Annotated in this window: 21 protein-coding genes and 1 tRNA gene; 17 read left to right on the top strand and 5 right to left on the bottom strand. The window is 57.6% G+C overall.

Annotated elements, in window-relative coordinates; translation table 11 throughout:
* Positions 1 to 11: 11 nt before the first annotated feature.
* The 10 genes from J6525_RS07285 to J6525_RS07240 all read left to right on the top strand — a co-directional run bounded on the left by J6525_RS07285 (position 12) and on the right by J6525_RS07240 (position 12,671).
* Complete coding sequence (locus tag J6525_RS07285; RefSeq protein WP_225643210.1) at positions 12 to 1,502, top strand: MFS transporter; 1,491 nt, start codon at positions 12 to 14, stop codon at positions 1,500 to 1,502.
* Positions 1,503 to 1,505: 3 nt separating this feature from the next.
* Positions 1,506 to 2,339, top strand: a complete 834-nt coding sequence (gene otsB / locus J6525_RS07280) for a trehalose-phosphatase (protein ID WP_375166737.1) — start codon at positions 1,506 to 1,508, stop codon at positions 2,337 to 2,339.
* A gap of 202 nt (positions 2,340 to 2,541) precedes the next feature.
* The gene (locus J6525_RS07275; protein WP_092079243.1) at positions 2,542 to 3,993 is read left to right on the top strand and encodes a trehalose-6-phosphate synthase; all 1,452 of its coding nucleotides are present in this window, start codon (positions 2,542 to 2,544) and stop codon (positions 3,991 to 3,993) included.
* A gap of 546 nt (positions 3,994 to 4,539) precedes the next feature.
* Positions 4,540 to 4,629: transfer RNA gene (locus J6525_RS07270), tRNA-Ser, on the top strand.
* A 178-nt stretch (positions 4,630 to 4,807) separates the two neighbouring features.
* Positions 4,808 to 4,984: a hypothetical protein gene (locus tag J6525_RS07265; protein WP_225643207.1), complete on the top strand. Its 177-nt coding sequence runs from the start codon at positions 4,808 to 4,810 to the stop codon at positions 4,982 to 4,984.
* A gap of 230 nt (positions 4,985 to 5,214) precedes the next feature.
* Positions 5,215 to 6,264, top strand: coding sequence for a gluconate 2-dehydrogenase subunit 3 family protein (locus J6525_RS07260; RefSeq protein ID WP_225643205.1), 1,050 nt, complete (start codon positions 5,215 to 5,217; stop codon positions 6,262 to 6,264).
* Positions 6,265 to 6,284: 20 nt separating this feature from the next.
* Positions 6,285 to 8,138, top strand: a complete 1,854-nt coding sequence (locus J6525_RS07255) for a GMC oxidoreductase (RefSeq protein ID WP_225643203.1) — start codon at positions 6,285 to 6,287, stop codon at positions 8,136 to 8,138.
* 2 nt (positions 8,139 to 8,140) lie between these two features.
* On the top strand, positions 8,141 to 9,388 hold the full coding sequence (locus J6525_RS07250; RefSeq protein WP_225643201.1) for a cupin domain-containing protein: 1,248 nt from the start codon (positions 8,141 to 8,143) through the stop codon (positions 9,386 to 9,388).
* Positions 9,389 to 9,406: 18 nt separating this feature from the next.
* Positions 9,407 to 10,708 carry a cupin domain-containing protein gene (locus tag J6525_RS07245; protein ID WP_225643199.1) on the top strand — a complete coding sequence of 434 codons (1,302 nt, stop codon included), beginning with the start codon at positions 9,407 to 9,409 and terminating at the stop codon, positions 10,706 to 10,708.
* A 52-nt stretch (positions 10,709 to 10,760) separates the two neighbouring features.
* Positions 10,761 to 12,671, top strand: coding sequence for an alpha amylase C-terminal domain-containing protein (locus J6525_RS07240; RefSeq protein WP_249795938.1), 1,911 nt, complete (start codon positions 10,761 to 10,763; stop codon positions 12,669 to 12,671).
* 346 nt (positions 12,672 to 13,017) lie between these two features.
* Here J6525_RS07240 and J6525_RS07235 read toward each other — a convergent pair whose 3' ends face one another.
* The 5 genes from J6525_RS07235 to J6525_RS07215 form a co-directional block, all read right to left on the bottom strand.
* Positions 13,018 to 13,422 carry a Rap1a family protein gene (locus J6525_RS07235; protein WP_225643195.1) on the bottom strand — a complete coding sequence of 135 codons (405 nt, stop codon included), beginning with the start codon at positions 13,420 to 13,422 and terminating at the stop codon, positions 13,018 to 13,020.
* Between the two features lie 45 nt (positions 13,423 to 13,467).
* Positions 13,468 to 14,784, bottom strand: a complete 1,317-nt coding sequence (locus tag J6525_RS07230; protein ID WP_225643194.1) for a type 2 periplasmic-binding domain-containing protein — start codon at positions 14,782 to 14,784, stop codon at positions 13,468 to 13,470.
* 395 nt (positions 14,785 to 15,179) lie between these two features.
* On the bottom strand, positions 15,180 to 16,916 hold the full coding sequence (locus J6525_RS07225) for a hypothetical protein (protein WP_225643192.1): 1,737 nt from the start codon (positions 16,914 to 16,916) through the stop codon (positions 15,180 to 15,182).
* A gap of 150 nt (positions 16,917 to 17,066) precedes the next feature.
* On the bottom strand, positions 17,067 to 17,909 hold the full coding sequence (locus tag J6525_RS07220; RefSeq protein WP_225643190.1) for a hypothetical protein: 843 nt from the start codon (positions 17,907 to 17,909) through the stop codon (positions 17,067 to 17,069).
* Positions 17,910 to 17,927: 18 nt separating this feature from the next.
* Positions 17,928 to 18,635, bottom strand: coding sequence for a hypothetical protein (locus tag J6525_RS07215; RefSeq protein WP_225643188.1), 708 nt, complete (start codon positions 18,633 to 18,635; stop codon positions 17,928 to 17,930).
* Between the two features lie 258 nt (positions 18,636 to 18,893).
* On the opposite strand from J6525_RS07215, the gene J6525_RS07210 reads away from it, so the two are divergent.
* From J6525_RS07210 to J6525_RS07180, 7 genes are all read left to right on the top strand, one after another.
* Positions 18,894 to 19,544, top strand: a complete 651-nt coding sequence (locus J6525_RS07210; protein ID WP_225643187.1) for a hypothetical protein — start codon at positions 18,894 to 18,896, stop codon at positions 19,542 to 19,544.
* Between the two features lie 21 nt (positions 19,545 to 19,565).
* On the top strand, positions 19,566 to 20,900 hold the full coding sequence (locus tag J6525_RS07205; RefSeq protein WP_225643185.1) for a hypothetical protein: 1,335 nt from the start codon (positions 19,566 to 19,568) through the stop codon (positions 20,898 to 20,900).
* Complete coding sequence (locus J6525_RS07200; protein ID WP_225643184.1) at positions 20,897 to 22,015, top strand: trypsin-like serine peptidase; 1,119 nt, start codon at positions 20,897 to 20,899, stop codon at positions 22,013 to 22,015. Before J6525_RS07205 ends, J6525_RS07200 begins: the two co-directional genes overlap by 4 nt.
* Positions 22,016 to 22,540: 525 nt before the next feature.
* Positions 22,541 to 22,732 (top strand): hypothetical protein, encoded by a 192-nt coding sequence (locus J6525_RS07195; RefSeq protein ID WP_225643182.1) that lies wholly within the window; start codon positions 22,541 to 22,543, stop codon positions 22,730 to 22,732.
* A 392-nt stretch (positions 22,733 to 23,124) separates the two neighbouring features.
* Entirely contained in the window at positions 23,125 to 24,762 is a 1,638-nt protein-coding gene (locus tag J6525_RS07190; RefSeq protein ID WP_225643180.1) for a B12-binding domain-containing radical SAM protein, read from the top strand.
* Positions 24,749 to 25,606 (top strand): multinuclear nonheme iron-dependent oxidase, encoded by an 858-nt coding sequence (locus J6525_RS07185; protein ID WP_225643178.1) that lies wholly within the window; start codon positions 24,749 to 24,751, stop codon positions 25,604 to 25,606. Before J6525_RS07190 ends, J6525_RS07185 begins: the two co-directional genes overlap by 14 nt.
* Positions 25,603 to 26,472, top strand: a complete 870-nt coding sequence (locus J6525_RS07180) for a hypothetical protein (RefSeq protein WP_225643176.1) — start codon at positions 25,603 to 25,605, stop codon at positions 26,470 to 26,472. Before J6525_RS07185 ends, J6525_RS07180 begins: the two co-directional genes overlap by 4 nt.

Genomic DNA, 26,472 nt, shown 5'->3' with positions numbered 1-26,472 from the left:
GGTCGATTCTGATGACAGTGCAGCCGACACAATTGAGTTCCGCGACGACGCAACAGGCCGTGGCTCCGGTCACGCCGGACGATGACCGCATCATCGAGACCTCGATTCCGGTCCGGCTCGACAATCTCGGCTGGAGCCGCTTTCACACCCGCGTCGTGCTGGCGCTCGGCATCACCTGGATCCTCGACGGGCTGGAAGTGACGCTCGCGGGTGCATTGTCGGGTGCGCTGAAGGACAGCCCGACGATGAGCTTCTCCAATGCCGATGTCGGTCTTGCCAGCAGCGCGTATCTCGCCGGCGCCGTGCTCGGCGCGCTGGGTTTCGGCTGGCTTACCGACCGGATCGGGCGCAAGAAGCTGTTCTTCATCACGCTCGCACTTTATCTGTCGGCGACCGCCGCGACCGCGCTGTCGTGGAATGTCGCGAGCTACGCGCTGTTTCGCTTTCTCACCGGTGCCGGCATCGGCGGTGAGTACACCGCGATCAACTCGACCATCCAGGAACTGGTGCCGGCCCGCTATCGCGGCTGGACCGATCTCGTCATCAATGGCAGCTTCTGGATCGGGGCGGCGATCGGCGCGCTGAGCGCCATCATCCTGCTCGATCCCGCGTTCCTTGCGCCGGACCACGGCTGGCGGATCGCCTATTTCACCGGCGCGGTGCTCGGCCTCGTCGTGCTGTTGATGCGGATGTGGATCCCGGAAAGCCCGCGCTGGCTGATGATCCATGGCTACCCCGACCGGGCCCACAAGATCGTCGCCGATATCGAGACCTCCGTGCTCGGCCACGAGCAGTCGAGCGCAGACTTCGAGAAGATCAGGCTGCGGATGCGCGATCACACGCCGCTCCGCGAGGTCGCGGTGACGCTGTTCTCCACCTACCGGCAGCGCTCGCTGGTCGGGCTCACGCTGATGGCCGCGCAGGCGTTCTTCTACAACGCGATCTTCTTCACCTTCGCGCTGATCCTGACCGACTTCTTCGGTGTCGCCGCCAGCAATGTCGGCTGGTACATCCTCCCCTTCGCCGCCGGCAACTTCCTCGGGCCGCTGCTGCTCGGCCGTCTGTTCGATACGCTCGGCCGCCGCACCATGATCGCGCTGACCTATGGCATCTCGGGCGTGCTGCTGGCGCTGTCCGGCTATCTGTTCTCGATCGGCGTGCTCAGCGCGCAGACCCAGACCATCGCCTGGATGGTGATCTTCTTCTTTGCCTCGCCGGCCGCGAGCGCCGCCTATCTCACCGTCAGCGAGACGTTTCCGCTTGAGGTCCGTGCGCTCGCGATCGCCGCCTTCTATGCGATCGGCACCGGCATCGGCGGCGTGATTGGACCGGCGCTGTTCGGCGTGCTGATCGACACCGGATCGCGCAACAGCGTCTTTGCCGGCTACCTGCTGGGGTCGGCACTCATGATGGTCGCCGCAGCGGTCGCATGGCGCTATGCCGTCGCGGCCGAGCGGAAATCGCTCGAATCTGTCGCGCGACCGCTGGCATGTGTGGAGTAGACTATGACGAAGCATGACGTGGCCGAAATGCCCATGGATGATGACATCGCCCCTGACGCCAGGACGGACAGCGTGCCGACGCCGGCGTCGCTGATTCCGCCGCTCCGCCAGGCCGCGGTGCTGCTTGACATCGACGGCACCCTGCTCGATTTCGCGCCGACGCCGCGCGAGGTCTGGGTGCCGCCGGAACTGTCGACCACGCTGAAGCAGCTGCATGAGCGCACCCACGGTGCGCTGGCGCTGGTCAGCGGGCGCTCCCTCAATGACATCGACCTGATCTTCGCGCCGGAAGTGTTTCCTGCGATCGGCGGCCACGGCGCCGAGATGCGGCTGCAGCCGGACAGCGAGGCGGTTGCCGCACACGCGCCGCCGCTCGACAAGGAATTGAAGCGCCGTCTTGCCGCGATCGCAAAGCTCAGCCCGGGCATTCTGCTCGAGGACAAGGGCTATTCGCTGGCGCTGCACTATCGGCTGGCGCCGCAGGCGGAGAAGGCGATCTATGAAGCGGTGTCGCTGATCCGCGCCGAGTTGCCGAATGCGCCGATCGAGGTGCTGCCGGGCAAGAGCGTCTGCGAGATCAAGCATTCCGGCTTCACCAAGGCGACCGGCGTGCTCGAGTTGATGACGCATGAGCCGTTCAAGGGACGGCGCCCGTTCTTCATCGGTGACGACGTCACCGACGAGACCGTGTTCGCGATCATGCCCGATTTCGACGGTCTCGCGTTCTCCGTCGGCCGTCGCGCAACCGGCGTCGCCGGACATTTCGACGGACCGAGCGATGTGCGCGAATTCCTCGCGCATCTGCTCGACGTTGATAGGGACGTCAGCCTGTCCTAACCGAAACGCATTCATCGCAGCCGAATCGAATACGGTGCTTTTGCGTCGCGGCGTCAACCTCGCGCGTAATTTTCTTTTCGCGAGTTCCCGCGAGTTCCGTGCGTGTTCGCCAGAATTTGGTTTCAATTGGGAGATTCCTTGGTCAGGAACCATCTTGATGAATGGTTGTTAATACGCGAGTTGACCAACAGGAGGGGACCTGGTGAACCTCGTCGTCGTATCGAACCGCGTCTCGCGCGGAAAACCCAATGAACCCATGACGGGGGGGCTGGCTGCGGCATTGTTGCCGGTGGTGGAAAAGACAGGGGCAATATGGGTTGGTTCCAGCGGACGCGTCCGCGACGGGAACCTGAAGGAACCTTTCGCAGAGGTCGAAGCGCTCGGGGCGGGCGCGCTGGCGATGCTCGATCTGCCCGCCGCGCACTATGGCGGCTATTACGAAGGCTTTGCCAATTCGGCGCTGTGGCCCGCGATGCATTCGCGCGCCGATCTGATTCGTGCGTCTCGCGAGGACTACGCGAGCTATCGCGAAGTCAACGCGTTCATGGCGCGCGCGTTGCTGCGCTTCCGCAAGCCGGATTCCGTATTCTGGGTCCAGGACTATCATTTCCTCGCACTCGGCGCCGAGCTGCGCGATCTCGGCGTCACGCAGCCGATCGGCTTCTTCCTGCATACGCCATGGCCGGCGCGCGCGGTGATCGCGGGCGTGCCCAATCATCGCGAGCTGATCGAGGCGATGCTGTCCTATGACCTGATCGGCTTCCAGACCGATGAGGACTGCGAGAACTTCCTGAGCTATGTGCAGCACGATCTCGACTTCGAGGTGCGCGACGGCGTGATCAATTCGTCGTTCGGCCGCACCCGCGCCGCGGTGTTTCCGATCGGCATCGATCCCGGCAGGTTCGCGCAGCAGGCGACCAAGGCGATGACGCATCCCGACGTGACGCGGCTGCGGCGCAGCCTCAACGGCGAGAAGCTCGCGATCGGCGTCGACCGGCTCGACTACTCCAAGGGCCTCGTCAACCGCATCAAGGCGTTCGACAAGATGTGGACGCTGCATCCGAACCTGAAACGTTCGGTGTCGCTGCTGCAGATCGCAACGCCCTCGCGCGGCGCGATCGAAGCCTACGGCAATCTGCAGAGCGAGGTGGCGAAGCTCGTCACCGACGTCAACGGCGTGCATGGCGAGGTCGACTGGACGCCGATCCGCTACCTCAACAAGGGCTTTGGCCAGGGCGTGCTCGCAGGCCTTTACCGCACCGCGCAGGTCGGCGTCGTGACGCCGCTGCAGGACGGCATGAACCTCGTCGCGAAGGAATATGTCGCCGCGCAAAACCCGGCGGACCCCGGCGTGCTGGTGCTGTCGAAATTCGCCGGAGCGGCGAACGAGCTCGACGCCGCGCTGCTGGTCAATCCGCACGATATCGACGGCATGGCGCGCACCCTGGCGACGGCCCTCGCGATGCCGCTGACCGAGCGGCGGATGCGCTGGGAAGCCATGATGGAGAAGCTCAACAGCGGCACCATCCAGCAATGGTTCGCCGATTTCATCGAGGCGCTGCAGGATACGCACAATGCGGGAAACGCGGCGCTGCCGGAGCCACCGACCCTGTGGCCGCGCCGCACGGCGGATTTTGCCGCGCGCTATCACTGAGCGAGCATGACGATGCAGGATGGGTGCGTTAGTTCGCCCATCCGCGGTTCTGTCGTCCCTGCCTAGTGCGCAATTGGGCACTAGGCAGGGACCCATACGCCGCGGTGGATGTTGTGAACGGGGCTCGTCGTAGCAGCATCGCGCAATAATCGGCATTTGTGGTTATGGGTCCCTCTTTCGCTGGGACGGCACTGAGTGTGTTGCTCGGTCAGTGGTCATAACTTCGCGTTCTCGCGACGGGGCTCCCGAAGGCGAGAACCCGGCATCCATTCTTCCACGAGTGACGCGGCCCAATAGATTCCAGGCTCTCGCCTGCGGCGAGCCCCCGGAATGACGAAACGGCGCGTCGATCGGATGAACTCATTGATTTGCGCCGTCCCTGACCGACCGCCGGCCAAAATCGCGCGCGGCCGCGCGCAAGGCCGCGGCACGCGGCCGCCATCGTTATCAATTTACCCAATGTTTTCAATCTGTTGTGGAAATTTCGCGCTCCCGGCCTGCGCTCCCTTGCAAAATCCGCCTCAGCCCTTCAAGAGAGGGCCTCCCGGAGAGATGGCCGAGTGGCTTAAGGCGCACGCTTGGAAAGCGTGTGTGCGGGAAACCGTACCGTGGGTTCGAATCCCACTCTCTCCGCCATCGACATCGGACAGCGCAGAAGTCCTTCAAAATCAAGCGTTTCAAGACCCGCCGGAAATAGCGGTGTAGCACCGCGGTGTAGCACGTCATGTGACACCGCGCTCGCCCACGTTGCCATCATTGAGGCGGCGACGGAAGACGACTCCTTCGTAACGATTTCGCGTCGTGGGGAATGAAGATGGCTACTGCCGTCGGCGCACAGGCCGCTGTGGCGCCCGCCTTGGCCCCGGACTACGATCTGCCGACCGAATATGGGAAATCCGTCCTGAACGACGCTCGTGCCGACGCCGGGTCGAAGCCAACCGGATCGTCAATATGCGCGCCCGGCTACGCGAAATTGCCCGAGATCTCCTGAGGGTTGGTTGCCGTCGCTGTTGCAAGGTCTGGAACGAGAAGGTGTGGGCGGATGACGAGCCCAGAGACCCCTCTCCAGCCGTCGATCAATGTTCGCGCTGCGGGCCGCGGCTCGACAGCGATCTCGCGATGCTGCAAAGAGTGGCGACCATTTGCCCACGATTGACGCACTTGGAGGTTGCAAACCCGCTTCCTAGCTGGAAGGATATCCCGAGGGTTGGAGGTCGGAGCGTGCCAGCAACAGTCCTTGATCCCGGTGACGAATACGTCCTGAACCACTGCACGAAGCATATCAACCGCAGTGGCTTCGATGAGGCGTCGTCGGCCACGATATCGGAGGCGTGGCGATTTCCCATTGTGGGCCCGATGCGCGAGGATAATCCCGCGCCGTTCGATGGTAATCTCGTGACATTTGTCTACCGGCTCAAGCCGGGCGACGAGCGGCCGGTACGGATTCTTGGGACGTTTGCGACGCTGTACGAGCCGATCCCTCTCAAGCGCGTGTTGTTCCAGGGCGATGATACGGGTTACAGGGCAGTTTCGTTCGTAGTCCCGCAAAGCCAGGTCCACACCTACAAATTTTACATCGACGGAAAATTCATATTGGACCCTATAAATCCGCAGCGCGTGCAACTCGCGAACGGCCGACTGTGGTCCCGCTTTTTCACCGATGGCTATCTTCAGCCCTTGGTCTTGGAGCTTTGGGAGCTCCGTACGCTATACAGACTGATCGAACAGATCCTGCCCTTCCGCAGCGCCGAGTCCGAAAATTTTCTTAAGCGCTACTATTTCGGTCTTAATCGCGACCAACGCAAGAACGACATGGCCAAGGCATATCGGTTGGACACTTCGGTCGGCGAGGTCAACGCTATCGACAAGCTATTGGCTCGGGAGGAAGCTCACAGGCTAACGGACTATCGCCTTTGTCTGAGGCAGATCGACCGGGCTCTTCGGAAGCAAAATCCTTTCATCGATCCGTATGAGATGCCGGCTGAGAATTACGTGCAGCTCTATGAAGCGATGGCTGCCAGCAAGCCCGGCGACAATTCGATACCCGGTTGGGATTACGGGGAATACGACAATCCGGCCTACTTTCTTTATCTTTTGCGGCGGCACGCGGTTACGGCTGCCTTTTCCCATCCAAAGTATGCGGGGAATGTCGGTGCAGCCGGCTGGGGATATCTTTCTGAGCGTTATGTTTCCCAACAAACGGGGGCCACGTTGTTCGATTGGAGGCCCGCTTTGGAGCCGCCCTTGGGGACTAGTCGATATTATCGTTAAGTCGGAAAGTGCGAACACCCATGCAACACGCTTTCGATGTGGTCGTCGTCGGCAGCGGAGCCGGAGGGGCTCCGATAGCGAATATTCTGGTTCGAGCGGGCAAGTCGGTGCTGGTGATCGAGAAGGGGCCGCTGTTTCGCCCGTACGATCAGGTGCCCGGACGACGTAGCGACTTCCGTAGGGATGAAATCTATTCCTCGAGTCCGGAAAAAATACTCGCCATTCCGGGCCTCGCGAACTCTGGCGTATCCTACTACAGCAGCCATGTCGAACCCGACATCAACGACGAACCACACATCTACCGCGGCGAAGCCAATCAAGACTACGCGACCATCGAGGGCTATACCGCCCAGGTAGTCGGTGGTGGGACACAGCTTTACGGCGGAGTTTCGCTGCGGTTCACTCCGACCGATATGCAGTTGCGGACGTTCAACAGCGGCAGAAGGACGCCGCTCAAGGGCGACCCGACCGGGACGGTACAGAAGGAAGCGAGAGATTGGCCCGTCGACTATGCCACCTTCGAAAAATATTATGCCGTTGCCGAAGAAGCGGTCGGAATTAACGGGTGCATCCAGAATCAGAAAAAGCCCTTCGTAAGCGGCAATAAGTATCAGAAGCCTCTCAATCCAAACCCCATCAGCGAGTTTGCCCGAGATGGCATGGTTGAACTCGGAAAGCGGCTCGGATCCAACATAGAACCCTACCGCACGCCGCTTGCCGTCATCACCGAGGATCACACGCCGAGCGGACGGACGATCCCGCGTGACGCCAACGGCAAGCTCGATGCCGAGGCCGCGAAGACCAGCTACGTGAACCGGTACGGCGATCCTTTGGGCCTGAAGTCCAATACTTGGGTTTCGCTGCTCAGTCCCGTCGCTAAGGAGCCTAACTTCGCGATCTGGCCCAATTGCGTCGTCACGCATCTTTCCTCGGACGGCAACCGCGTCAACGCGATACACGTATTGGATCCCGGCGGAACCCCGCGTATCGTGACCGCCAAGATGGTGGTTGTCGCATGTTCGGCGATCGAAACCGTACGCCTCTTGAAGCTGTCTGCCGCGCTCGATCGGAATTTCGACGAGCGCATCAATCAAAACCCGCTGCTTGGGCGATATTTTCTGACCCATTGCTTCGGCGGCGCGAGAGCGCTCATGCCCGGTCGTTACGACAAGTCAAAAGCCCTCGACGCGGATTGGGCGACCGATTGTTGTGCCGTCGACGAATTCCTCGAGGCGCAGGGTCTCTGGGCCGGCGCCGCGATCTACAACAACACTTCCGATCAGGCTCTACCGCTATCACTGTTTCGAACCTACGGAAGTACCGATCTCGACACGCTATGGAGCGGATTCATGGGGAATACCACCATGCGTGGTGATGGGTTCATCAAGTTCATGGACGATGAGTTCGGCCGGGGTTTGTCGATCAGTTTCATGGGAAATCAAGTTCCCCAATTCGACAACCGCATCGAACTCCACCCGACGGTCAAGGACAAATGGGGCCGGCCGGTCGCATACGTAATCAAGAACTGGCACCAGCACGACCGATATCTCATGGATGTCATGGCGGAGCAGTGTGGCAACATCCTCAAGTATGGAGGCGATCCTGTCGGGCGAAACTATCCCATCCAGGGCGAGGGATCTGTCTATATGGCTCAAAACGCGTTGGGCCGGATGGCGAACCACATCCTGGGCGGTGCCCGGTTCGGCTCGGACCCTGCCGACTCGGTGCTCGATCAAGAGTGTCGGGCTTGGAATTTCGACAATCTTTATGTGACCGATGGTAGCTTCATGCCCACCTCGGGCGGCGCGAACCCGACGCTTACCATCGAAGCCAATTCCTTCCGCGTGGCCGATCATTTGCTCACGAGAGTTTAATCATGGATCCGAGGTTCAAGGCCATCGATCAAGATACCGTCATTCCGGCGCCGGCCGGGCCGGCGGGGTTCAACGCGAATGTGACGGCGCCGTGGAATCAGATTTTCAAAATCGTCTTCTTCCCGGACCGCATCTACCATGCGCAATATCTCAATGCGACGCGGAGCCCGCGCTATCAATACAATGTCATGGAAGTTCGCGGGCGCGCCGACTTCACCGTCTTGAAGACGGAAGTCTATCTCGATAGCAAATTCCTGTGTAACGCCCTGCGCATCGAATACCGGGCGGGGCGTCTCGCGGAGCAGGTCCGGGAGCGGGGGCGGCTGCTCCGGAACGAAGTGATGGCCTGGGTGGAGCTCACGCACAAGAACCCGGCGCTCGGCGAAAATCTCAAACGGTACGTCAAGATGTTCTACGACCGTTACGTCAATGCCTATCAGGTCGAGATATGGGAGACATTGGAGCCGCCGGAAACGGAGTCGCACTCCTTCAAGGTCCTTGACCAGATGGGACTGCACAAGCCTATCACGGCGATCCCGGGATTTCGTTCGGCCCTGAAGGACATCCATGGCATTACCGGAGTCGACGTTTCTTTTCGCGAAACGGATTTGGACCGGCCGTTCAATTACCGGATCAACAACACCGGCTGGGACAACGACTACGCCCGTTCGCACCAAGAACCGAAACAACCTTCGCCGAACTCTCCGGACAACACCGTCCTCGACCAGAACTATCGTGTCGATTTCCAACGCGGCTGGGTCAAGGACGTTAACGAGGTGCCGCCCGTTTTCTATCAGAACGCCATGATGGAGCCGAGCAGCGCGGATTATTTCCGCGGTCCGCTTCCTAACCCTGGCGTCTTCGACGGCACGAAGAACGTCATGGGTATGCGGTGGATCATCCAGAGAGAGTTGGGTGGCACGATAGTCTATTTTCACCAAGTTGAGCTGCCGCCCGGCGCGGTCGAAGGTACACACCAACATATCGGCTCGGAGGAATTGTACTACTTCATCGAAGGCGAGGGCATCGCCTATATCGGAGACGGCGATGATCCGCACGTCGACGCAACCTATCCGCTCGTGAATCCGATGCCCGACATCTACGGACTCGGACCGAAGCCCTGCCGGCAGATCCCGGTCAAGCCAGGCATCACCCTCTTCACCAAAAGCGGCGGCATCCATGGCGTCCGCAATCCCTCCGGCAACCCAGGACCGCTCAAGTTCGTCGCGTTCGGCTATCACTCGTCGTGACGCAGAAGGGGTGACAGAATGCCGTCTATCGTCCGCTCCGACACCGTCCTCAAGATCGCACCGGGGCAGGCTCCCGACTACAATAGCCGTAACCCTCTGAGCAAGTTGCTGTCGGTCGCTGAGACGCAGCGCCTGGCCGCCGAGCGGCATTTCTACCTGACCGATGAACTACACTCCCTGTTTCCGTTCGGCCATCTGGATTTTGCCGGACCACAGGGAGCGGACTCGAACATCCTCGATCCCGTTGCTCAGGACAACAAGACCGATTTTCAGAAGCAGAACGTGCGGGATTTCCAGGTGACCGATACGTACCTGCTTCGCGGCTGGGTCACCCCGAAGGCGTGGAAGGACCTCGACGCCATGGAGCCTCTTCCGGAGAAGACGGTACCGTTTCTCAAACTATCCTATCGTGCAGGGCCAGATTCCAAACTCGCGGAGGCTATCGGCGGAGTGCCGGGGCCCGCGATCCGGTTGTTCCTCAAGGTAAACGCACAAGATGCTGGTGCACTCATCACTGTCCCCTATAACGAGGCGACGGATCGCTACGAGATTGAGCTCTGGGGCGATTCGGGCGTGGATCTGCGTGCCGTGTTTCAAGCCGACGGCAACGGACGGGCGTTGGCCTCGCTCGAAAGGGGCGAGCTCGTCGTTCGTCCCGACCTCATACGAGGCGCAAAGAGCGACTTCGACCGGGAAGGCAAGGACGACGTCGATATCCGATCAGTGTCTCCCGACTGCGCGATGCACCCGATCCTTCCGCTCCGTATCGAGGTCGCATGGGCCGACGAAACGGCGCAGCATTGGGATTCGAAGGACGGCGCGAACTATCACTATGAATTCGGGATGGTCATCCGGGGATGGAATTCCTATCTGAAGGCCGGCATCAGCGCCAACCCCCATGGCGGCCTCGGCACCCTGCACTATCGAAATCTCCTGTCGAACTATTTCGCGTTCGCCGACAGCGGTGAACTCGGGAGGCTCGTGGAGCCTTGGCAGTTCGACGCCACGGGCCGCAAGGCCGGTGGGGAGCGTTCGGAAAAGTTTCTGAGCGTCGACTACGTGGATCTGCACATCCTCAAGAATAATTGCGGCATCGGTTTGCACAGGCATCGGGACAATCAGGAGATCTTCTTTCTGCTCGAAGGACAAGCCGTGATGGTGACCGGAGATTGGTATCAGTTCGCACGACGCGAACGCTGTTTCGAACTCCGGACATTGCGTGCAGGCGAATTCTCCTTGCTCAAGCCGGGAGGCTTGCACGGAATGATGAACGCGACGGATTCCGATATTCTTCTGCTGATGTTCGGCGGTTACGACTAGAACAGGATCGGCGATGCCCGCTGACCAAACCCGGGTGGGTCCAGATACGCCGATGGGCGCGACGACCGTCGCCGGCGGCTGCACGTTCCGCGCCTGGGCTCCCCGTGCCACGGCGGTGCACGTATCGGGGCCGTTCAACGCCTGGCGGACCGAGGAGGACGCTTTCGCGCTGGTGAAGGACGCGAACGGATATTGGTCCGGCTTTCTTCCGGGATTGAAGGCAGGTAACCAATACAAGTTCTTCGTGTCCCATGGCGCCTTGAAAGGCTTCAAGCGCGATCCGAACGCGCGCGAAGTCGTCGCCCCGGATTGGAATTGCGTCGTTGTGGATCCCGCGTTGTATCCTTGGCACGATGCTGAATTTCGCGCGCCCGCATTCGAAGATCTCATCATCTATCAACTCCACGTCGGCACCTACTACGCGGTCGACCAATTTGGGAAAGACCGGCGGGCCGGGCGCGTCGCAAAATTCCTCGACGTTCTCGGTCGCGTCGAATATTTGGCCGCGCTTGGTGTGACCGCTGTTCAAATGCTGCCGATCGCCGAGTTCCAGACCAAATTCAGTCTCGGCTACAATGGTGTCGACTTTTTCTCTCCGGAGTTCGACTATGCTGTCTCGCCCCTTGAGATCGGCCCCTATTTGACCCAAGCCAACGCTCTTCTTGCTGCTAAGGGACGGACTCTGTTGAAGCAGGAAGATATCCAAGGCGCGGCAAATCAGCTCAAGGTTCTGGTTGACGTTATGCACGTTTACGGGTTGGCGGTGATCTTCGACGTCGTCTACAACCATGCGGGAGGCGATTTCGGCGACGAGAGTATGTATTTCTTCGACCGGCTTCCGCCCGGCGACAACAACGACAGTCTCTATTTCACGGATCAGGGTTGGGCGGGCGGCTTGGTCTTCGCCTATTGGAACGCGGGCGTCAGGCAATTTCTGATCGATAACGCAGTATTCCTCAGTGCCGAATACCACGCCGACGGGATCAGATATGACGAAGTGAGCGTGATCGACCGGTTCGGAGGCTGGCATTTCTGTCAGGACCTCACTTCGACCGTGCGTCATTTCAACCCTGCCGTCGCTCAGATTGCGGAGTTCTGGAACGAGCGGCAGGATCTGGTCGTCGCGCCCACGGACGCAGGAGGCGCTGGCTTCGATCAGGTTTGGCACGCAGGGATACGAGACGCCGTGAGAGCCGCCATCGAACAGTCGACGGGCGGAAAGGACGCGACGGTGAACCTTGCGCCCGTCCGCGATGCTCTTTCGACCCCGGGCGGCTTCGATGGAGCCTGGCGGGCCGTACAGATGCTGGAGAACCATGATCTGCTATTAAGTTCGCACTCGCCGCAAGACCGTCGTCCTCGCATCGCCTCCGCCTGCGACCCCTCGAATTCGCGCTCATGGTACGCCAGAAGTAGAGCGCGGGTTGCCAACGCAATCCTCCTGACCGGCGCCGGGGTACCCCTGATCTTTATGGGCCAGGAGATTCTTGAGGACAAGCATTGGAGCGATTCCGTGGACGATCCAGACCACCGGATCTGGTGGGATGGACTACACCAGGATCGTGCGATGGGCGACCACCTACGTTTCACGCGCGAGTTGATCGCTTTGAGGCGACGGTTGATATCTCTTCGCCGCGGACGGACCAACGTATTTCATGCCCACGACCCGACGCGGGTCCTTGCCTTTCACAGATGGATCGAGGGACACGGAGAAGATGTCGTCGTTGCGGCGACCTTGAGCGAGTCCACACACTACGGGTACGCGTTGGGCTTTCCGAAACCTGGCAGGTGGGTGGAAGCCTTCAACAGCGATGTCTATGACCGCTGGGTCAATCCGCAGGTCGCGGGAAATGGAGGTCAGGTTTTCGCTGGCGGTCCGGCCATGCATGGCTTGCCGAGTTCGGCGAGCATCGTGCTGCCGGCCAATGGAGTTGTCGTATTCGCACTGGCCGTCGACACTTGAACGAGGTTAATCATGGTTCTCCGAGCCAACGGCGCGGGCGACCCACAACGGCTGTGGTCGCAAGCGAGCGGTCGTCAGGACGATCCTGACGTCGCGGTCTGCTTCCTCGCCGAGGGAAGGAGTATGCTGCAATCGGTATCAGCGACGGTGACGACGTGCTGCCAGCACCGTGATGACGATATCTCTGCGCGAACCTGCAAACTAATCAACTTTCCGTCTTCTCGAGCCGAACGTCAACTTGGGAGTGAGTCGCGGATTTATAGTTTCAATAGGCGCTCGCGATTGTCCTTCTCCAATCTCGGAAGGAAATCCGTCCGAGCCCGAAGGGATCTAGCGTTACGGCTGCCTACTGCCGACAGATTTCCGCTAATGAATCGCGAATAACGTCAGAAGCGAAATCGTCACCACGATTTGGGTTTTTCTTTAGGTATTCCTGGAAAATTCTAGGGTGGCGAAGATCATCTAAATTCAAATAATGCCCTGCCATACAGCGGTTCGTCGGATCGGCGCCTCCCTGCCTTATTAGCGCGTCGCCCACGCCCTCGAAATAGGTAACGCACACAACGGAACGATAGGACAATGGAGCTACACCTTTATCAAGCTCTTCGATAAGTGTTGCGCAGTAACCACTCAAGTTTCGCGCTGAATTCCAAGCGGAGGCAGGTCCGCAAGGGGTGCTGATTCCAAGCAATGCAAGAATTGCGACAAGCGGCGGGCCTTTGGCCAAATGCATGGTTCGCGGAAAAATCATCTTACGGTGCCTGTTCGCGTCAGTTGAGGCCGGGCGACCTTTGATTTACGGGTTTGTCGGGAGGGCCAAATTTAGATTGGGTGCCATGAGCCTCAGAGCTTCGTTGATGCCCGATTGAATGCCTGTTTCTCGGCCCTGATGCGCTGCCAGAAAGGCGGGGTAAAGAGGTGCTTTTGCAATATTAAGCTTGTCGCGCGCGGGCAAGAGATAGCGCGGTGCATCACTGTCTCCTTCGGGCTCGAGGGCAAGCCGATAGCCTACGTCAGAAACGATGAAGCGAACAAATTCTTCAGCGAGCGCTTTCTTTAGTCCATGAACGGTTGTGTCGATTCCTAATCCATCAACCCATCCTACGCCATTGCCTTTGCGCGGTTCAAAGAACGCGGGAAGGCGGCGAATGCCGATGGTATCCTTTGTTAAGCAGTGTCCGAGACAATTCTCAATTGCGTCTTGGAGACCATAGGAGATGGTTTCAGAATAGCCCACGTAGACGTGAGCCTCCTTGCGCACAAATGCGCGGGCATAGTAGCCAGTGCGGCTGTGTAAATCGTCACTTCGACAAAAACCGTTCGCACAGACGGAGATCAACTCGCTGAGCGCATTTACGACGCGCGGGTCCGGCTGGGAAGTTGCTTTAATGTCGATTTGAGCTTGAGACAGACCAACGATATCAGAGTAGGCCGTTAGGTACCATTCGCCGAGGGTGCTGCGGCCATACAGATCGACGAGGAGCTTCTTGTCGAGAGCCTTCAGGCCGGAAACTAGGGCCGACCAGTTGGTTGCCTTTTCCACTACGGCGACAACGCTGGCGTCGCTGTTGTCATAGAAAAGGAAATTGCCGCACATCCAGTGCGGCACAGCGTAAACTTTTCCGTTCCGCCTGACGGCGTCCACGGCTGTCGTGGCAAAGTCATTGAAAGGTAGTTCAATGGGTTGGATTTTGCCGCTGTCGGCTAGGTCTGTCAGAAGGATGGTGTCAATCTCGTAGACATCGGCTTTGACCTTGGCGAGACCACCCGAATAGTAGTTATCGGCTAATGATTTCGTCTGACCGCCATCCTCATAAGTCTCTACGAGCTCGATGTTGACGCCCGGATACATCCGCTCGAATTGCTGCTCAAGTTGCGTGAAGAGCGCTCGTCTTTGCGGTACGGCCGGATAGAGTGCCACGCGGAGCGTCAGCCACTCAACGCTGCCTTGGGCGAAGGCAACTTTGGCATCGATGCAGAGAAAGAACGTAATGGCGATTATCGCCAGAGCGCGCATGATGGCTTGGCTGACGTGCCACCTATTGCAAATAACTCGTTGAGCCGGAATTACCGGGTCATGCAGGGGCACATTCTTGCGAATCCGCCTCTCCATTACTGCTATCCGCCTCCACCAGAAGATGGCACCGAGCGCATCTTACAACGCTACGGAGAGTGGTCAATCCCTAACGGGCGACGCGATAGGTTGCCATGGAAAATGGGCATTGCGGTGGTCCGCATTCGGCGCCGCGGCCGCTTCGCCAATCAGCTACACCACAACCAATCGCGGTACGCGTGAGCGGACGTTGCCAGCGCAGCGTTGCGACGCCGAAGCGCCGTCGAAAAGCTCGATGCGGCCGCCGATGAAAGGTTCGACCAGTTGAACGTTAAGCGTGTTCGTCGATTTAGGAGCGACGCCCCGGGAGGATCGCCAGCCAATTTTCGAAAGCTCATCGCTCAATGCGTCTCAAGCCGCTTATGCTGCCTCGCCTTCTTGTGCAGAATCCGAAATTACTGCCTTCCACCTACCCAAAAGCCACACCCTTTGTAGACTCCGGACACTTGTCCGTAGAGCACTCGAAACATTGAAAGTGGTACCGTCTCGTATCGGTCAGCGTAATCCAAGTGGGGTATCTGCACGCTGTTCCCGGCCAGCAGCGCCTCCAGCAAATCACCTGCTTTGACACTATAGTCAAAACGCTTTCCATCAACGATAACATAGCTTCCGCTGCCATAGCTCGTTGTCAGAAGGCGACCAAAACTGGCGTCGGTATCCTCCGATGCGTAAAACTGCAGAACAAGCAAGTTCTCCAGCTTAGGAGACGAAGATATGCTCATGCCGGTTTCGCGTATGGCGACATGCCAACTGTCACCGGCGCTCCACTTTACTGAACTATATGCGCTTGTTAGGCACTGAGACGAAAGCGACTTCAGTGAAGCGAGAACATCAGCACCACAACTAGCTTTAGTAGCGCTGCCTTGGGGGCCCTGGCACCGGACAGCGCGAATCTGCGCGAGACAGCCTCTCAGGCTTATTTTACCCTGACATTGGCGGTAGCCATCGGCGACCTCTTTGATATCAGGCGTTACGACAGTTTCCTCTTGAGGGATTGGCGCTTTGGGAGCGGGAGTACTAATCTCCAATGAGCTACTGTTAAAGCAAGTCATCAGTGAGACAACGAGTGGCTTCACATCACCCGGACATTCGTACTCCCGATCAAGTCCTTTACAAGCAAAACCGAGCGCATTCTGGCCGGATCGCGCCGTCTCCTGCTTGAGTTGACAACTCGACGGAACACATACTTTCACCATCTCGTTCAGGAAGGACGTTTGGCGCGCTTCATCAGCAGATGCGATGGCTCGGCCGATGATCAAACGATTTGCTTGTGAATAGAAGCCAGACCAAATGCACTTGCGCGAACCATCCTGCTCAAGTCGGCACGCTGGACTCAGTACGTACTTTGGAAAATCTTTTTCGCGGCTGTCGAAATCTGCGGGGACGCCTTCCATATCCCGATGCAGTTGGCAAAGTTGTGCCTGAATCTTCTCTTTTGTCGCTTCACTCGCCTTTTGAACAGCCTGTTCGAACTCCGACTTCGATATAGCCTCGAAGGCCACGTCGAAGGAGACCGGAAAGTCGCGCATTTCCAGGACGGACTCTCTTTTCTTGATTTGCTCCCAGGCTGCTCGCGCCGCGGCGATTCTCTCCGGCCGCTTAGTCGCCAACGACTGAACAAGGCTGTCCAGCTTTTTTGCGCAGGCACGTTCAGTTATCGTCTTCAGATTGCTGATCGGGGCGACTTGAAAACTCGAGCCGAACGAGTCGCCCAGTGGGTCATCTCCGCTGGTTCTGTTGATACTTATGCCTTCTATCAGCGTGAGACGACGCATGACGTCCTCATACGCAAGCATTTCAAGCGCGGCTTTGCCGCAGAACGGACCGTCCTCGTCCTGGGGCCAACAGCTTCCCTTGTTTAGACATTCCGCTATCGGCGCATAGAATTTCTCGAGTGCCCTCACATCAGAATAGAACACGCCTGACAGTTGCTTCCACTGGTCCTTTTCATTTGACTGCAAAACGCGCCGCGGAATGTCATTCACCAGGCTGTCATGACCAATCAGAAACGCTCGGCCATTAGCTTGCACCGTTGCCACATAGGTGTGTACGAATGCTTCATTGTCGTGCCTTCGAAAAAACGTAAAGCCAGCCGTGACTGCGGCCAAGACAACGATGGCCGGAATGGCCACGCCCAACGCATGCCTGCGATTTAATCGAGAAAGCATCATCAGAACGAGACCATTATTTCGTTATGGCGAAAGAGAGACTCGTGGGAAAGATCCATATTCGAACAGAATATCGTGAGAGCGGAGGTCGCATTTTTAGATTCTCCGGGCTTGTTACCGCGAGCAACCTTCAGACCAGGATTGTCCAATGCGCGGTACGATCTTGATGACGTCATCAACTTGTCCGTCGGCTGATGTCAGCGTCAACAGACCGTCATTGACGCTGACGGAGCGGCATGTCGTCAAGCCGTCGAAGTCCACGAAGCAAAGGTGCCCACTTGGGTCAACTCGCCAAAGCATAAACTGGTGCCCCTGAGCATTTGCGAGAAGGCCAGTGCAGTCCTTGCAAAGCACCCGAACTCTGCTTGGATCGCGCGTCGAGCACCATGTCACGTCTCCGCCCAGCTTTCTGAGAGTCGCTGCATCGATGCTCCCGGGGCGGCTCTTTAGTTGTTCAAGCGATGCCGTGACGCCGTCAGTTCCGTCGTTGCCCTTTGCTCCGCGCTCGAGTGCTTCAGCTCGTTTCTCCAGATTATCGATGACACACCCGATGAAGGCTTTCTTCTTCTCAAGCCAAATCGCCTGGTTAGTCCGGTCGGTTGTCTCAAGGAGCCGGCAGGCCTTGTATGAGGCGTCTTCGACTCCGGTCATCTGTTTCGAATCGACCTCGGTGAAGCAGCTACGTCCCAACCGATAGCATCTGTCATAGTCATATTGACGGAGCCGATTAGCCGCTTCCCGAAGGTCCTCTGCCTGTGCCAACAATTCCCCAATAGGGACCGTCACCTTCGGTTTGGTGGGACATGCGTCGACGTCGAGTTTGATCCCTGCCGCGAAGGTCAGGGACGCTAGGGGCATTAGCCACGCAGCGAACAGCGCAAGGTGTGCCAGCCTGTTGCACAACTTGGCGACACGAGAGCGATTGACGTTTTGAATATTCAATGCAAAGCGAGCCATGTGACCCTTTCGACGGCCTCAATTGACCGTCCTGAGATCCTTAATTGGACTATGTGCGATGTTCGGATCAAGCTTTTGAAGCAAATCTAAATCCGCGTCGCCACGTAAACGAATTTCCCGGTAATTCGAGACGACCTGGACGCAAGCCGAAAGTTGTCTTTCTGCGTCCACGCGCATCGCTGTACGCAAAGCCGAGTACAACTCATCGACCTCAGTCGGAGTGAGCGAGTCCACGCGTCCGACTAAGTCGGCCGCGTGCAGGAAGGCATCCACCGCCGGCGCCGGCAAAAATCGTTTGGCGAGCAGGACATGATCCAAGGGCAGGAATACGAACTCCGGTGCGGAGCCGACGATTGCGGCGACACATTTGTCCAACCTATCGGCCGTTGCCGGAACAGTGGATAATTGCTGAAGGAAGCGCTCCGATGCGTTCATCTCCGCGTCACCCGTGAGTCTTACTCCCTTGGAGTCGACCGGATGGAAGCGGTTCAAGAGCTTGTTCTGCAGGTTCATGTCTCCAAGACCCGCCAAAGCGACTCCGGCCGCCTGCAGACGCCAAAGGGCCTTCACGGCATCCAAGCCGCCGGTGAGACGGCTGAGCGCTGTCTCGTAGTCCTTAGCAATGGACTTGGCCCTTGTGACCGGAGCAGGTTCAGTGGCCAGCGACGCCGTCCCGGTAAGGAGGACTGCCAACATGACCATTGTAAATGGCGGTGGCGTTCGCATAAGCTTTCCATCTGGGGTAGGGCATCACCTTACCAGATTAAATTGATTGTGCGACTGCAGATTTTTCGACGGAGCAGCCTGGTGATAAAACTAATTGCCCCGGGCCACGCAGCCTTAGCTGCTGTTGTCCTATCGACGGCGGCCATGGCAGCCGAGCCGGCATGCCCGCGGACTGGCGCGTCGGCATATTGCTGCGCACAGCAGGAGCCTCCCTTTACGGACGATCCTGCCAACTACCAATGGCGTGCGGACAGCAAGATGTGCGAGGGGCTGATTTCCGTGCCTTTCGGGGCGCCCGACGTGAGCTTGGTCGGCTTGATGAGCGAGCCGGTGCCCTCCGACGCTGACCTAAAGTCGTTGAAGTCGGCCGACCGGGTGACGATCTCCATCCCTGATTTACCGACCACAGTGGGGCAACCACTTCGCATGAAGGGAGCGTCCTTGTCCGGCGGACGCTATTTCATGGCTGCGGATCTCTCGGATGGCAAGCCAAGGACATGGGACGTAAAGCACTTTCGCGACCACGCGGCGCTTCTGAGCTTTGATTTCGTGGCCTTCCGTCCTGCTGATCAGCAAAAGGGGGCTGACGTCGTTTACGTGCCCGTCCGTTTGACGCTTCCATCTAAGCCGACGGGGAAAGGCCTACGGATACGCCTTCTGACTGCGCGGCCGTTCGAAGGTGCGCGCGCCACCTATTTGCCCTTGGGAGCGGATTTGAAGCCGGAGCTCGACAAACCGGAAACGGTGTTACCCTCCCAGACTGCCTCGCTCCGCCAACTTGTCGTAAGTGTGCCGGGCGAGACCCCATCGGCGTTCCGGCTGCTCGTAAGGACCTGTCTTCGAAAGGGGGACAATTGCGACCTGGAGAAGTCGACCGCCGCAACCTTCGATATCGTGACGTCACGATGATGAAGTCATGAAAGCAACAAAATGAATCCGCCCGCAAAGCCGCCTGTGGCAGGCAAACCGAATGAAACAACGGCCGGCGGAGATGCTGCCCCAGCTAAGAACTGCTGTTATCTTTGGGTCTCGAACTTATGCAAGAGGCCAGCGAAGTCCGCGGATGCAGTTGAGACCGACGCGGCAGCCGCGGTCCTTGCAGGAACGAAGAAGCGCTATCTTGATGCCTTCCTTTCTAATACCACCCCGACCCCGACGGCTCAGGATATCTTGGCGCTTCAAGCCATCGCCGGCGATGGCCGTGGTCTGGTCGGAGCGGGGCGCGTTGTTGCAGCGGTCTGCATTGTTATTGTGACGATCGTTGTACTTGCTATTGGACTACGTAAAGCGCCAATCACTCGTATCGAACTACGTGCGGTGGCCGATCACGTGGCAGTTCGATTGTCTAAGACAATGGACAGTGCCGGCTTTGAGGTTTCGTCAGCGACTCCCATTGAAAAACTCGTCTACTCGGGCACGGGTACGGCGGACGTGACCCTGAGTTCTGGTACCGCGCCCGGCAAACCGTGCTATGCGATTGATATCAAGGGGAGGACAATTGGTTTGCAGCGTCCCGAGGGGGTGAAGTTCACCTATTCGCCGGATGCGTTGCTCGTCTTCTCCGCCTACAAGAAAATAGGTGTGAACCGAATTGACGAACTCCTGATCGATGCCCGCGGCACCCTTACCCTTAAGGCAAGCTTGCCCTCGTCCGAAAAACCGTTTGACCAGTGTGACCAGTTCAAAAGTGACATCTGGCACGGTCCCGCCAGCGTAACTTTTCGTCCTCCTGCAGATGTTTCGGACACGTCCGTCAACATTAGGGTGAATGCTGCGGACAAGGATGCGCTGCCGGTGACCGCCGTTCTCCCGCCGCTCCGGCTGGATGCATCTCAAGTGACGTTCGACGATGTCGGGCTCGATAATCAGCAATGGGGCGCTGCTCCGTCAAGATGCTCGATCCAAAGCGGCAGCGTGGATTTCCTGCAGCGTGTGCCTCTGGTTGGAATTGAGTCTGCCGGGCATGCCGATCTACGAGGCCGCCAGTGTCCGATCACAAAATTGAAAGCACCCGATAAAGTCATATGGAAGGTCAGGCTTGGGCCATCCGAAGGTGGGCTCTTCGAGGTCACACAAAGCACGAGAGACGCTGGCGGGCTGGGGAGCTTGTACGTCGATGGCGCCTGGCCCGGTCGCGAGCTAGGTAAGAGCTATCTGGAGATCGTGAAAGAGGATCCGGGGCTAACCCTTATCATCGGTGTCGTTACGCTTATATTCTCGAACCTGTGGAGTTTTGCCCAATTGCTGAAGAGATGGCTGGCATGAGGCTCAAAGGCATTTTTGCGACGGCCTTTGCCTGGTTCGTATCTACCGGCGCATTGGCTATGTCGCTCAGCGATATCCAGGACAGCGTTGCTTCGCGAGTTGTTCAGATCGTGCCCGCTAGGGGAGGGGAGCTTGGGGCGGGCTTTCTTATTGGCGCGGCAAACGGTCAGATCCTGATCGCAACGGCCCATCATGTCGTCGCGGCGCCGAACGATGGAGAAGCGGAGACGAACTTTGAGATCCGATGGACCTCGCGTCCAGACGGTTGTAGCGACCGGCCGATCCCAAAGTCAGTGCACCATCTCGTTGGGCTGAACGGTGGCCCAGCTGCCGACGTCGCCCTCGTCGTCGCAGACCTCAGTTGCGCAATTAACGTGCGCCAAGTGCCCTCAGCCTGGGCCGGGGGAACGCCATCGCCAGGATCCCGCTTCTCCGCCATCGTTCCCGCGGGCGATCCGCCGACCACCAAATTCGTGCGCTTCTACTTCGACGACGACTGCCTGAAAAAAAACCGATGCGTTCGCATGGAAAGGCTCGAGTTGACGGTCGGAGGACAGGTGAATGAGCCTGGCATGTCGGGAAGTCCGGTGGTTTCCAAAGCGGGTTTGGTCGGTCTCGTTCGTGGCAGTAACAGTGTAATCTCCGAACCTGTCCTGGGCCTCATCAAGGCGCTGTGTGGCGAGAAGGAAGGCCACATGACCATTCCGGGATTCGATTCCGCGAAGGTTAAGTGCATGTCTTCGCCATCAGGCGCGGTGATTCCATCGGTTTTCGCCGACGCCGGGAAGTCCGCTGGATGTGATCCCAAGATCGGGCAGCGACTGCACGACATGAACGAGATTGGGATCGCTTACCGCTGTCGTCTCGATCTGCTTGAGAAGAATTGGACCGTTCGGAAATCTGCGCTCGATTGCCGGCGGTGGGAACTTTGTCGAGACGATTGGTTTGCAACAGTCTCCGATGCAGGGTTTGTTCTAGGCTTGCATCCTCCGGACGAATGGGAAGACCTCCTGAGTTTACTCGGACTTCGTAGCTACCCTGTCGACTTCGTTCTTAGCAATCCCGACCGCGTGGCGGACTTCCGCAAGGAATTTCAGGCTCACGGCTTTGATTGATCTTGAAACCCGAAGCACAGGCAGTTGATACGACCACTTAGGCTGTTAGCAATATCCTAAGGCGGCCTCGGAAAGAATTCGGATTTAGCTTTGGCATTTGAAAACAAAATTCTCGAGACCGACGGCGTCGAAGCGAATAGGCATCGATTTGCAAAACGTATCGGAGCGCCGCTAGGCGAACTGTAAGGGACGGCGCCATATAATTGTGTGTCGTCCCCGATCACTAGGGCGGTGCTTCTATGGTGATCCTGCTGCAGCTTTCAGGATCTATTCGACGTTCGTGAATTCGTGTGGCTCCGCTATTCAGGTGTGGTTCTGGCACCCGTGTTGCTCATGCCAGGAGTGGTGATAATCCGTTTCGGATCTGTTGATCCTTGGCTTTGCGATGGATCTCAAAATCTAGTTCAAGTAGGCCACCGATTTAAGGTTGCGATGCTGGAAATTACATGCCATCATCCAAATCTCTCAATGTTAACGACCTTTGGCTCGCTCTTTTTTAGTTGTGCTATTGAAGGAGGATTGCCCATGGCTGCAAATTTCACGACGCATGAGAAAGTGCTCGACATCCCAGGCTCTCAGAACCAAGTAAAGGTTCAAGTTGAGCTTGTTCCGGTCAAGTCCGCGCCAAGCACCCTCGCCGACCAGGCGAACGTTTCGAAAGTCTCGGTTGGAGGCGAGGAGTTCTTTGCCCTGATCGGCAAAACAGCGACCATCTAAAGCTAAGGCAAAGCGCCCGTCACGATGGACTGCTGGGCACGACGTTTGGCGTGCCTAGGCTTTCTGCGGGCCGGTGCTTGCAAGATCTGGCAGAACCGGCTGTGGTCTGGCGCTTGCGTGACGGGGTCTTCTGGCAAAAGTCGGGCTCCGGAATATTGGTAACGGATGGCGATTGCATTGTTCGGTTGGACGAACCGGGCGCGGTCGCTTTTATCAACCTGCTGAGCGACAATACTGTCGACCCGAATAGAGGAAGTGTCGGGTATGTTCGCGACGAGTTGCGGGCCGTTGGCTTTATAGAAGAGACGGACCTTTGGCGCGACCTCTCTACGCACGAACTCGCCCACCTAAAAGCGCCGTCGTAGGATCGTCATCTCTCTACGGTTACGACAATGAGCGAGAGCCTTGAGTTGAGCAGCCCGAAAAGTGAGGTCCCGCGCGATGCGTGGCGCTATCCGCGGCTCGATGTGCGCCGAGAGAGGAACGCCATAGCTCTGGTGAATGTGCCTTATGGCGCCGACACGACAGGGAGCTTCAAGCCGCTGGGTCTGGCTTCTCTGGGGAGCTATCTTACAGCGCACGGTATCTCCGTCGTTGGCTTCGATGTTTCCGATAGCCAAAAGACGATTGAGACGATCGTACGGGATTTCAAGCTGGCAGAATTTCCCGTCGTTGGTCTTTCCTTCTATAACTCAAACGCCCACACAGCCTTCGAGATGGCCCGTGCCATCAAACACGTCAATTCAAGCGTGATCATAATCGCTGGCGGACCTCACGCTTCGGCGAGCCATTCGACGATGAGTCTAGATCATCCTGAGATCGACATCATCGTGCGAAATGAAGGAGAGGAGGTTTTACGCGATGTGATGGAGTGTCTTTTGCACGGCATCTCCCTTGATGACGTTAAAGGTATCTCCGGTCACCAGTCAGGTAATTTGAGGATCAATTCGGAAAGAGAACGGCTCAATGACCTCGATGCCTTGCCCCCGCCCACTTTTCACTTCGAGCGTGAGAATCCTGAATCCGAAGCATTGTTCTTTGATCGAAGCGCTCGCCGATTTAGGCAGGCGACGGCTCTGGTAACGAGTCGAAGCTGTCCATTTCGATGCTCGTTTTGCGCCATCATTCTAATAGGCCGCAAGTGGAGAAAAATGAGTGCGGCGAAGGTGGTCGCCGATTTTCGTGCGCTAGAACGAGACGGTCAGACGAAATACGAACACATCTACTTCTTGGACGCCAATTTCTTCGTGGACTATCGTAGATCATTGGAAATCGCCCGTGCGCTGAACGGATATCGCGCCGACATTACGTTTAGCTTTTCAACACGCGTTAACCAACTAATTCATGGTCAATCGGCTCTCGCTGAACTCAAACGCTTAGGACTACGAGCGGTCGAGCTTGGAATCGAAAGTGGGAGTGACGCGGCGCTTCGAAGATTCGCTAAGGATGTTACAGTTGCCGAGAATGATAGGGCCATCGTGCTACTGAAGGAACACGATATTCAACTATTTCTCGATTTCATTATGTTTGATGCGGAGACGACGTTAGACGACCTTTCGCTCAATCTCAGTTTTTTGGAACGCAATGGACTCGATAGCTACGTGCCATGGGACCACCTGTTTTCGTACATGACCCCTTATCTGGGCACTGAGATACGTCGACACTATCAGGATAAGCTTCAGATTGAATTATCAAACGACGACCTGCCGGTACCCCGCAACTGCGTCACCCCCGGTGCCGTAAGGCAAATATTCGATGAGCTGTGGTCTCTCAGGCCGTGGATGTCAGGGTTGGCTGGAGCGCTTCAACAGCTCGAACGTAGACGGCGGACCGTTGGCTGCAGGGAATCTGCGAGGACAGCATTGAACGCGGCGACGATTCGTCGCCTACCATTCCTGGTGCTGAGAAATCTCGTCTCGTCCGCGAAGGCTGGTCAAATTCCCAGTTTGAGAAGCGCCATTCCTTTTCTTTACCGGGACGGCGGGACAGCTTGCACGCTAGAGGAGTTTTTGAACGATGCATTTCTCTAGCATTCCCACGCTCGGGGTGGGCCTGGCAGCAGACGTCTCCGGAGTTCTTCCGAACTACCGTAATTTTCTCCCGCCCAACTCTGACACGATCGACTATCTCAGCTTTGGGGCTCACTACCTGCAGCTTGCTCGGGTGAAGCATTATATTGACGATTTGATCAGCCTTGGGCTTCCTATCGTCTTTCATCCAATCAATTTCAATATCGCCCTGGAGGAGTCCGAAGATCCAGAAGTAGTCTCAAGGACTGCGGCTATCGCCAGCCACTGTAATGCGGTTTGGACCGGCCAGGACGTCGGAATCTGGACGTGTCGCGGCCAATATCTTGGATCCTTCTTGGTGCCCGCGATTTTTGATGAAAGGTCTGCTCTAGAGGTAGCTAAGAAGGTGCGCTACCTGAACGAAAATTTCCCGTGTCCATTTCTGATTGAGAACCCGCCTGTGACGTTCTCTCTCGAGACGATGCACATGCTGGATTTTATCTCGGTCGTTGCGGAAAACGCTGACGCCGGCATCGTATTGGATATTGGACATCTCATCGGATATCAACAAGCCACCGGACGGCAGGTGAACGATATGCCGTTAGGAAGATTTCCGTTCCACCGGGTTGTGGAGGTTCATCTTGCGGGCCTTCAATTTAGCCGGATTGGGAACGACACCAACATCATTGATCAGCACGCTTACCCGGTACACGATCTGTGCTGGCAGTTCCTAGAACGGAACATTGACCGTATGCATAACTTGAAAGGGTTGACGCTGGAGCAGGAGTTTTGTGAGGACGAACTCGTATTAACGCATCTTCGCAAAGCCAGAGTCCTGACACGGCATACGGGCTTATTCTCATGAGGGCAGCCTACGAGATTGTGCAGCGGCTGATGTGGGATTTCTCCTTTCGAGCGGAATTTCATCAGGATCGAAAGGAAGCGATTGCCAAACATTTCCCCGAAGCGCGAGGTGAAGCGATCCTGTTTGGGGAGACGGCAAAACTCTATGGTCTTGAGGAAGAGGCTTATCGCCGCGCCGCCGCACTGCAGCGAACCTCTAAAGCCATCTTCGAGCATTCGCACCCTCTTATTTTATCGTTTTTCGGCACGCAGTTCTTCTATCGATTGCTGGCGAACTTCTTCGCACGGGTCGCTGAGGATGCCAGCCCGTCTATTCGGATCTTGGAGCCATTTGACGGATATGTCGTTGGTCCGCACATTATCGAACAAGCAAAGGAGCTTGCTTCGCGTTCCAATAGCTGGGTTCTGGAGGTAATGTCGTACGATTGGGCAATTTGGCACGCTGGACGCGTTGTTCAGGGCTGGCCGCCGCTGGCCAAGACCCCGCCATTAACCGAGGGCGGCGCGCTCTTGGCGTTCGACTTCGATGTCAAGAGTATGCTGCGCGAGATCAAGCGCCTTAACTCCTGTAGCGTGGCCAGCGATTTTTACAAAGAGAGAATTGTACCGGGGACGGGCTCCGAATACCTCGCGATCTACCCCTCTGACGGATCAGTCGCGGTAGCAACTTTAGATAAGTCTCATTACGATGAATTGAGTAGAGCGATTCAAGATCACAATTCTCCGGCACGCCTAGAAGTGTGCAGTGTGCTAGAGCGCATTGGGCTTGTCGCTAACGCATCATTTCTTTGCTGTTCGCGCGAAGCTTCTGATGAAGCAAGATTGAGCGGTGAGCTGCCTCGCGTGGTTGAACCGCAGCCGCACTGA

Source organism: Bradyrhizobium australafricanum (genome assembly GCF_020329495.1).
Classification (GTDB): domain Bacteria; phylum Pseudomonadota; class Alphaproteobacteria; order Rhizobiales; family Xanthobacteraceae; genus Bradyrhizobium; species Bradyrhizobium australafricanum.
The sequence above is the reverse complement of the archived record's forward strand: the minus strand, read 5'-3'. Positions and strand labels throughout refer to the sequence as shown.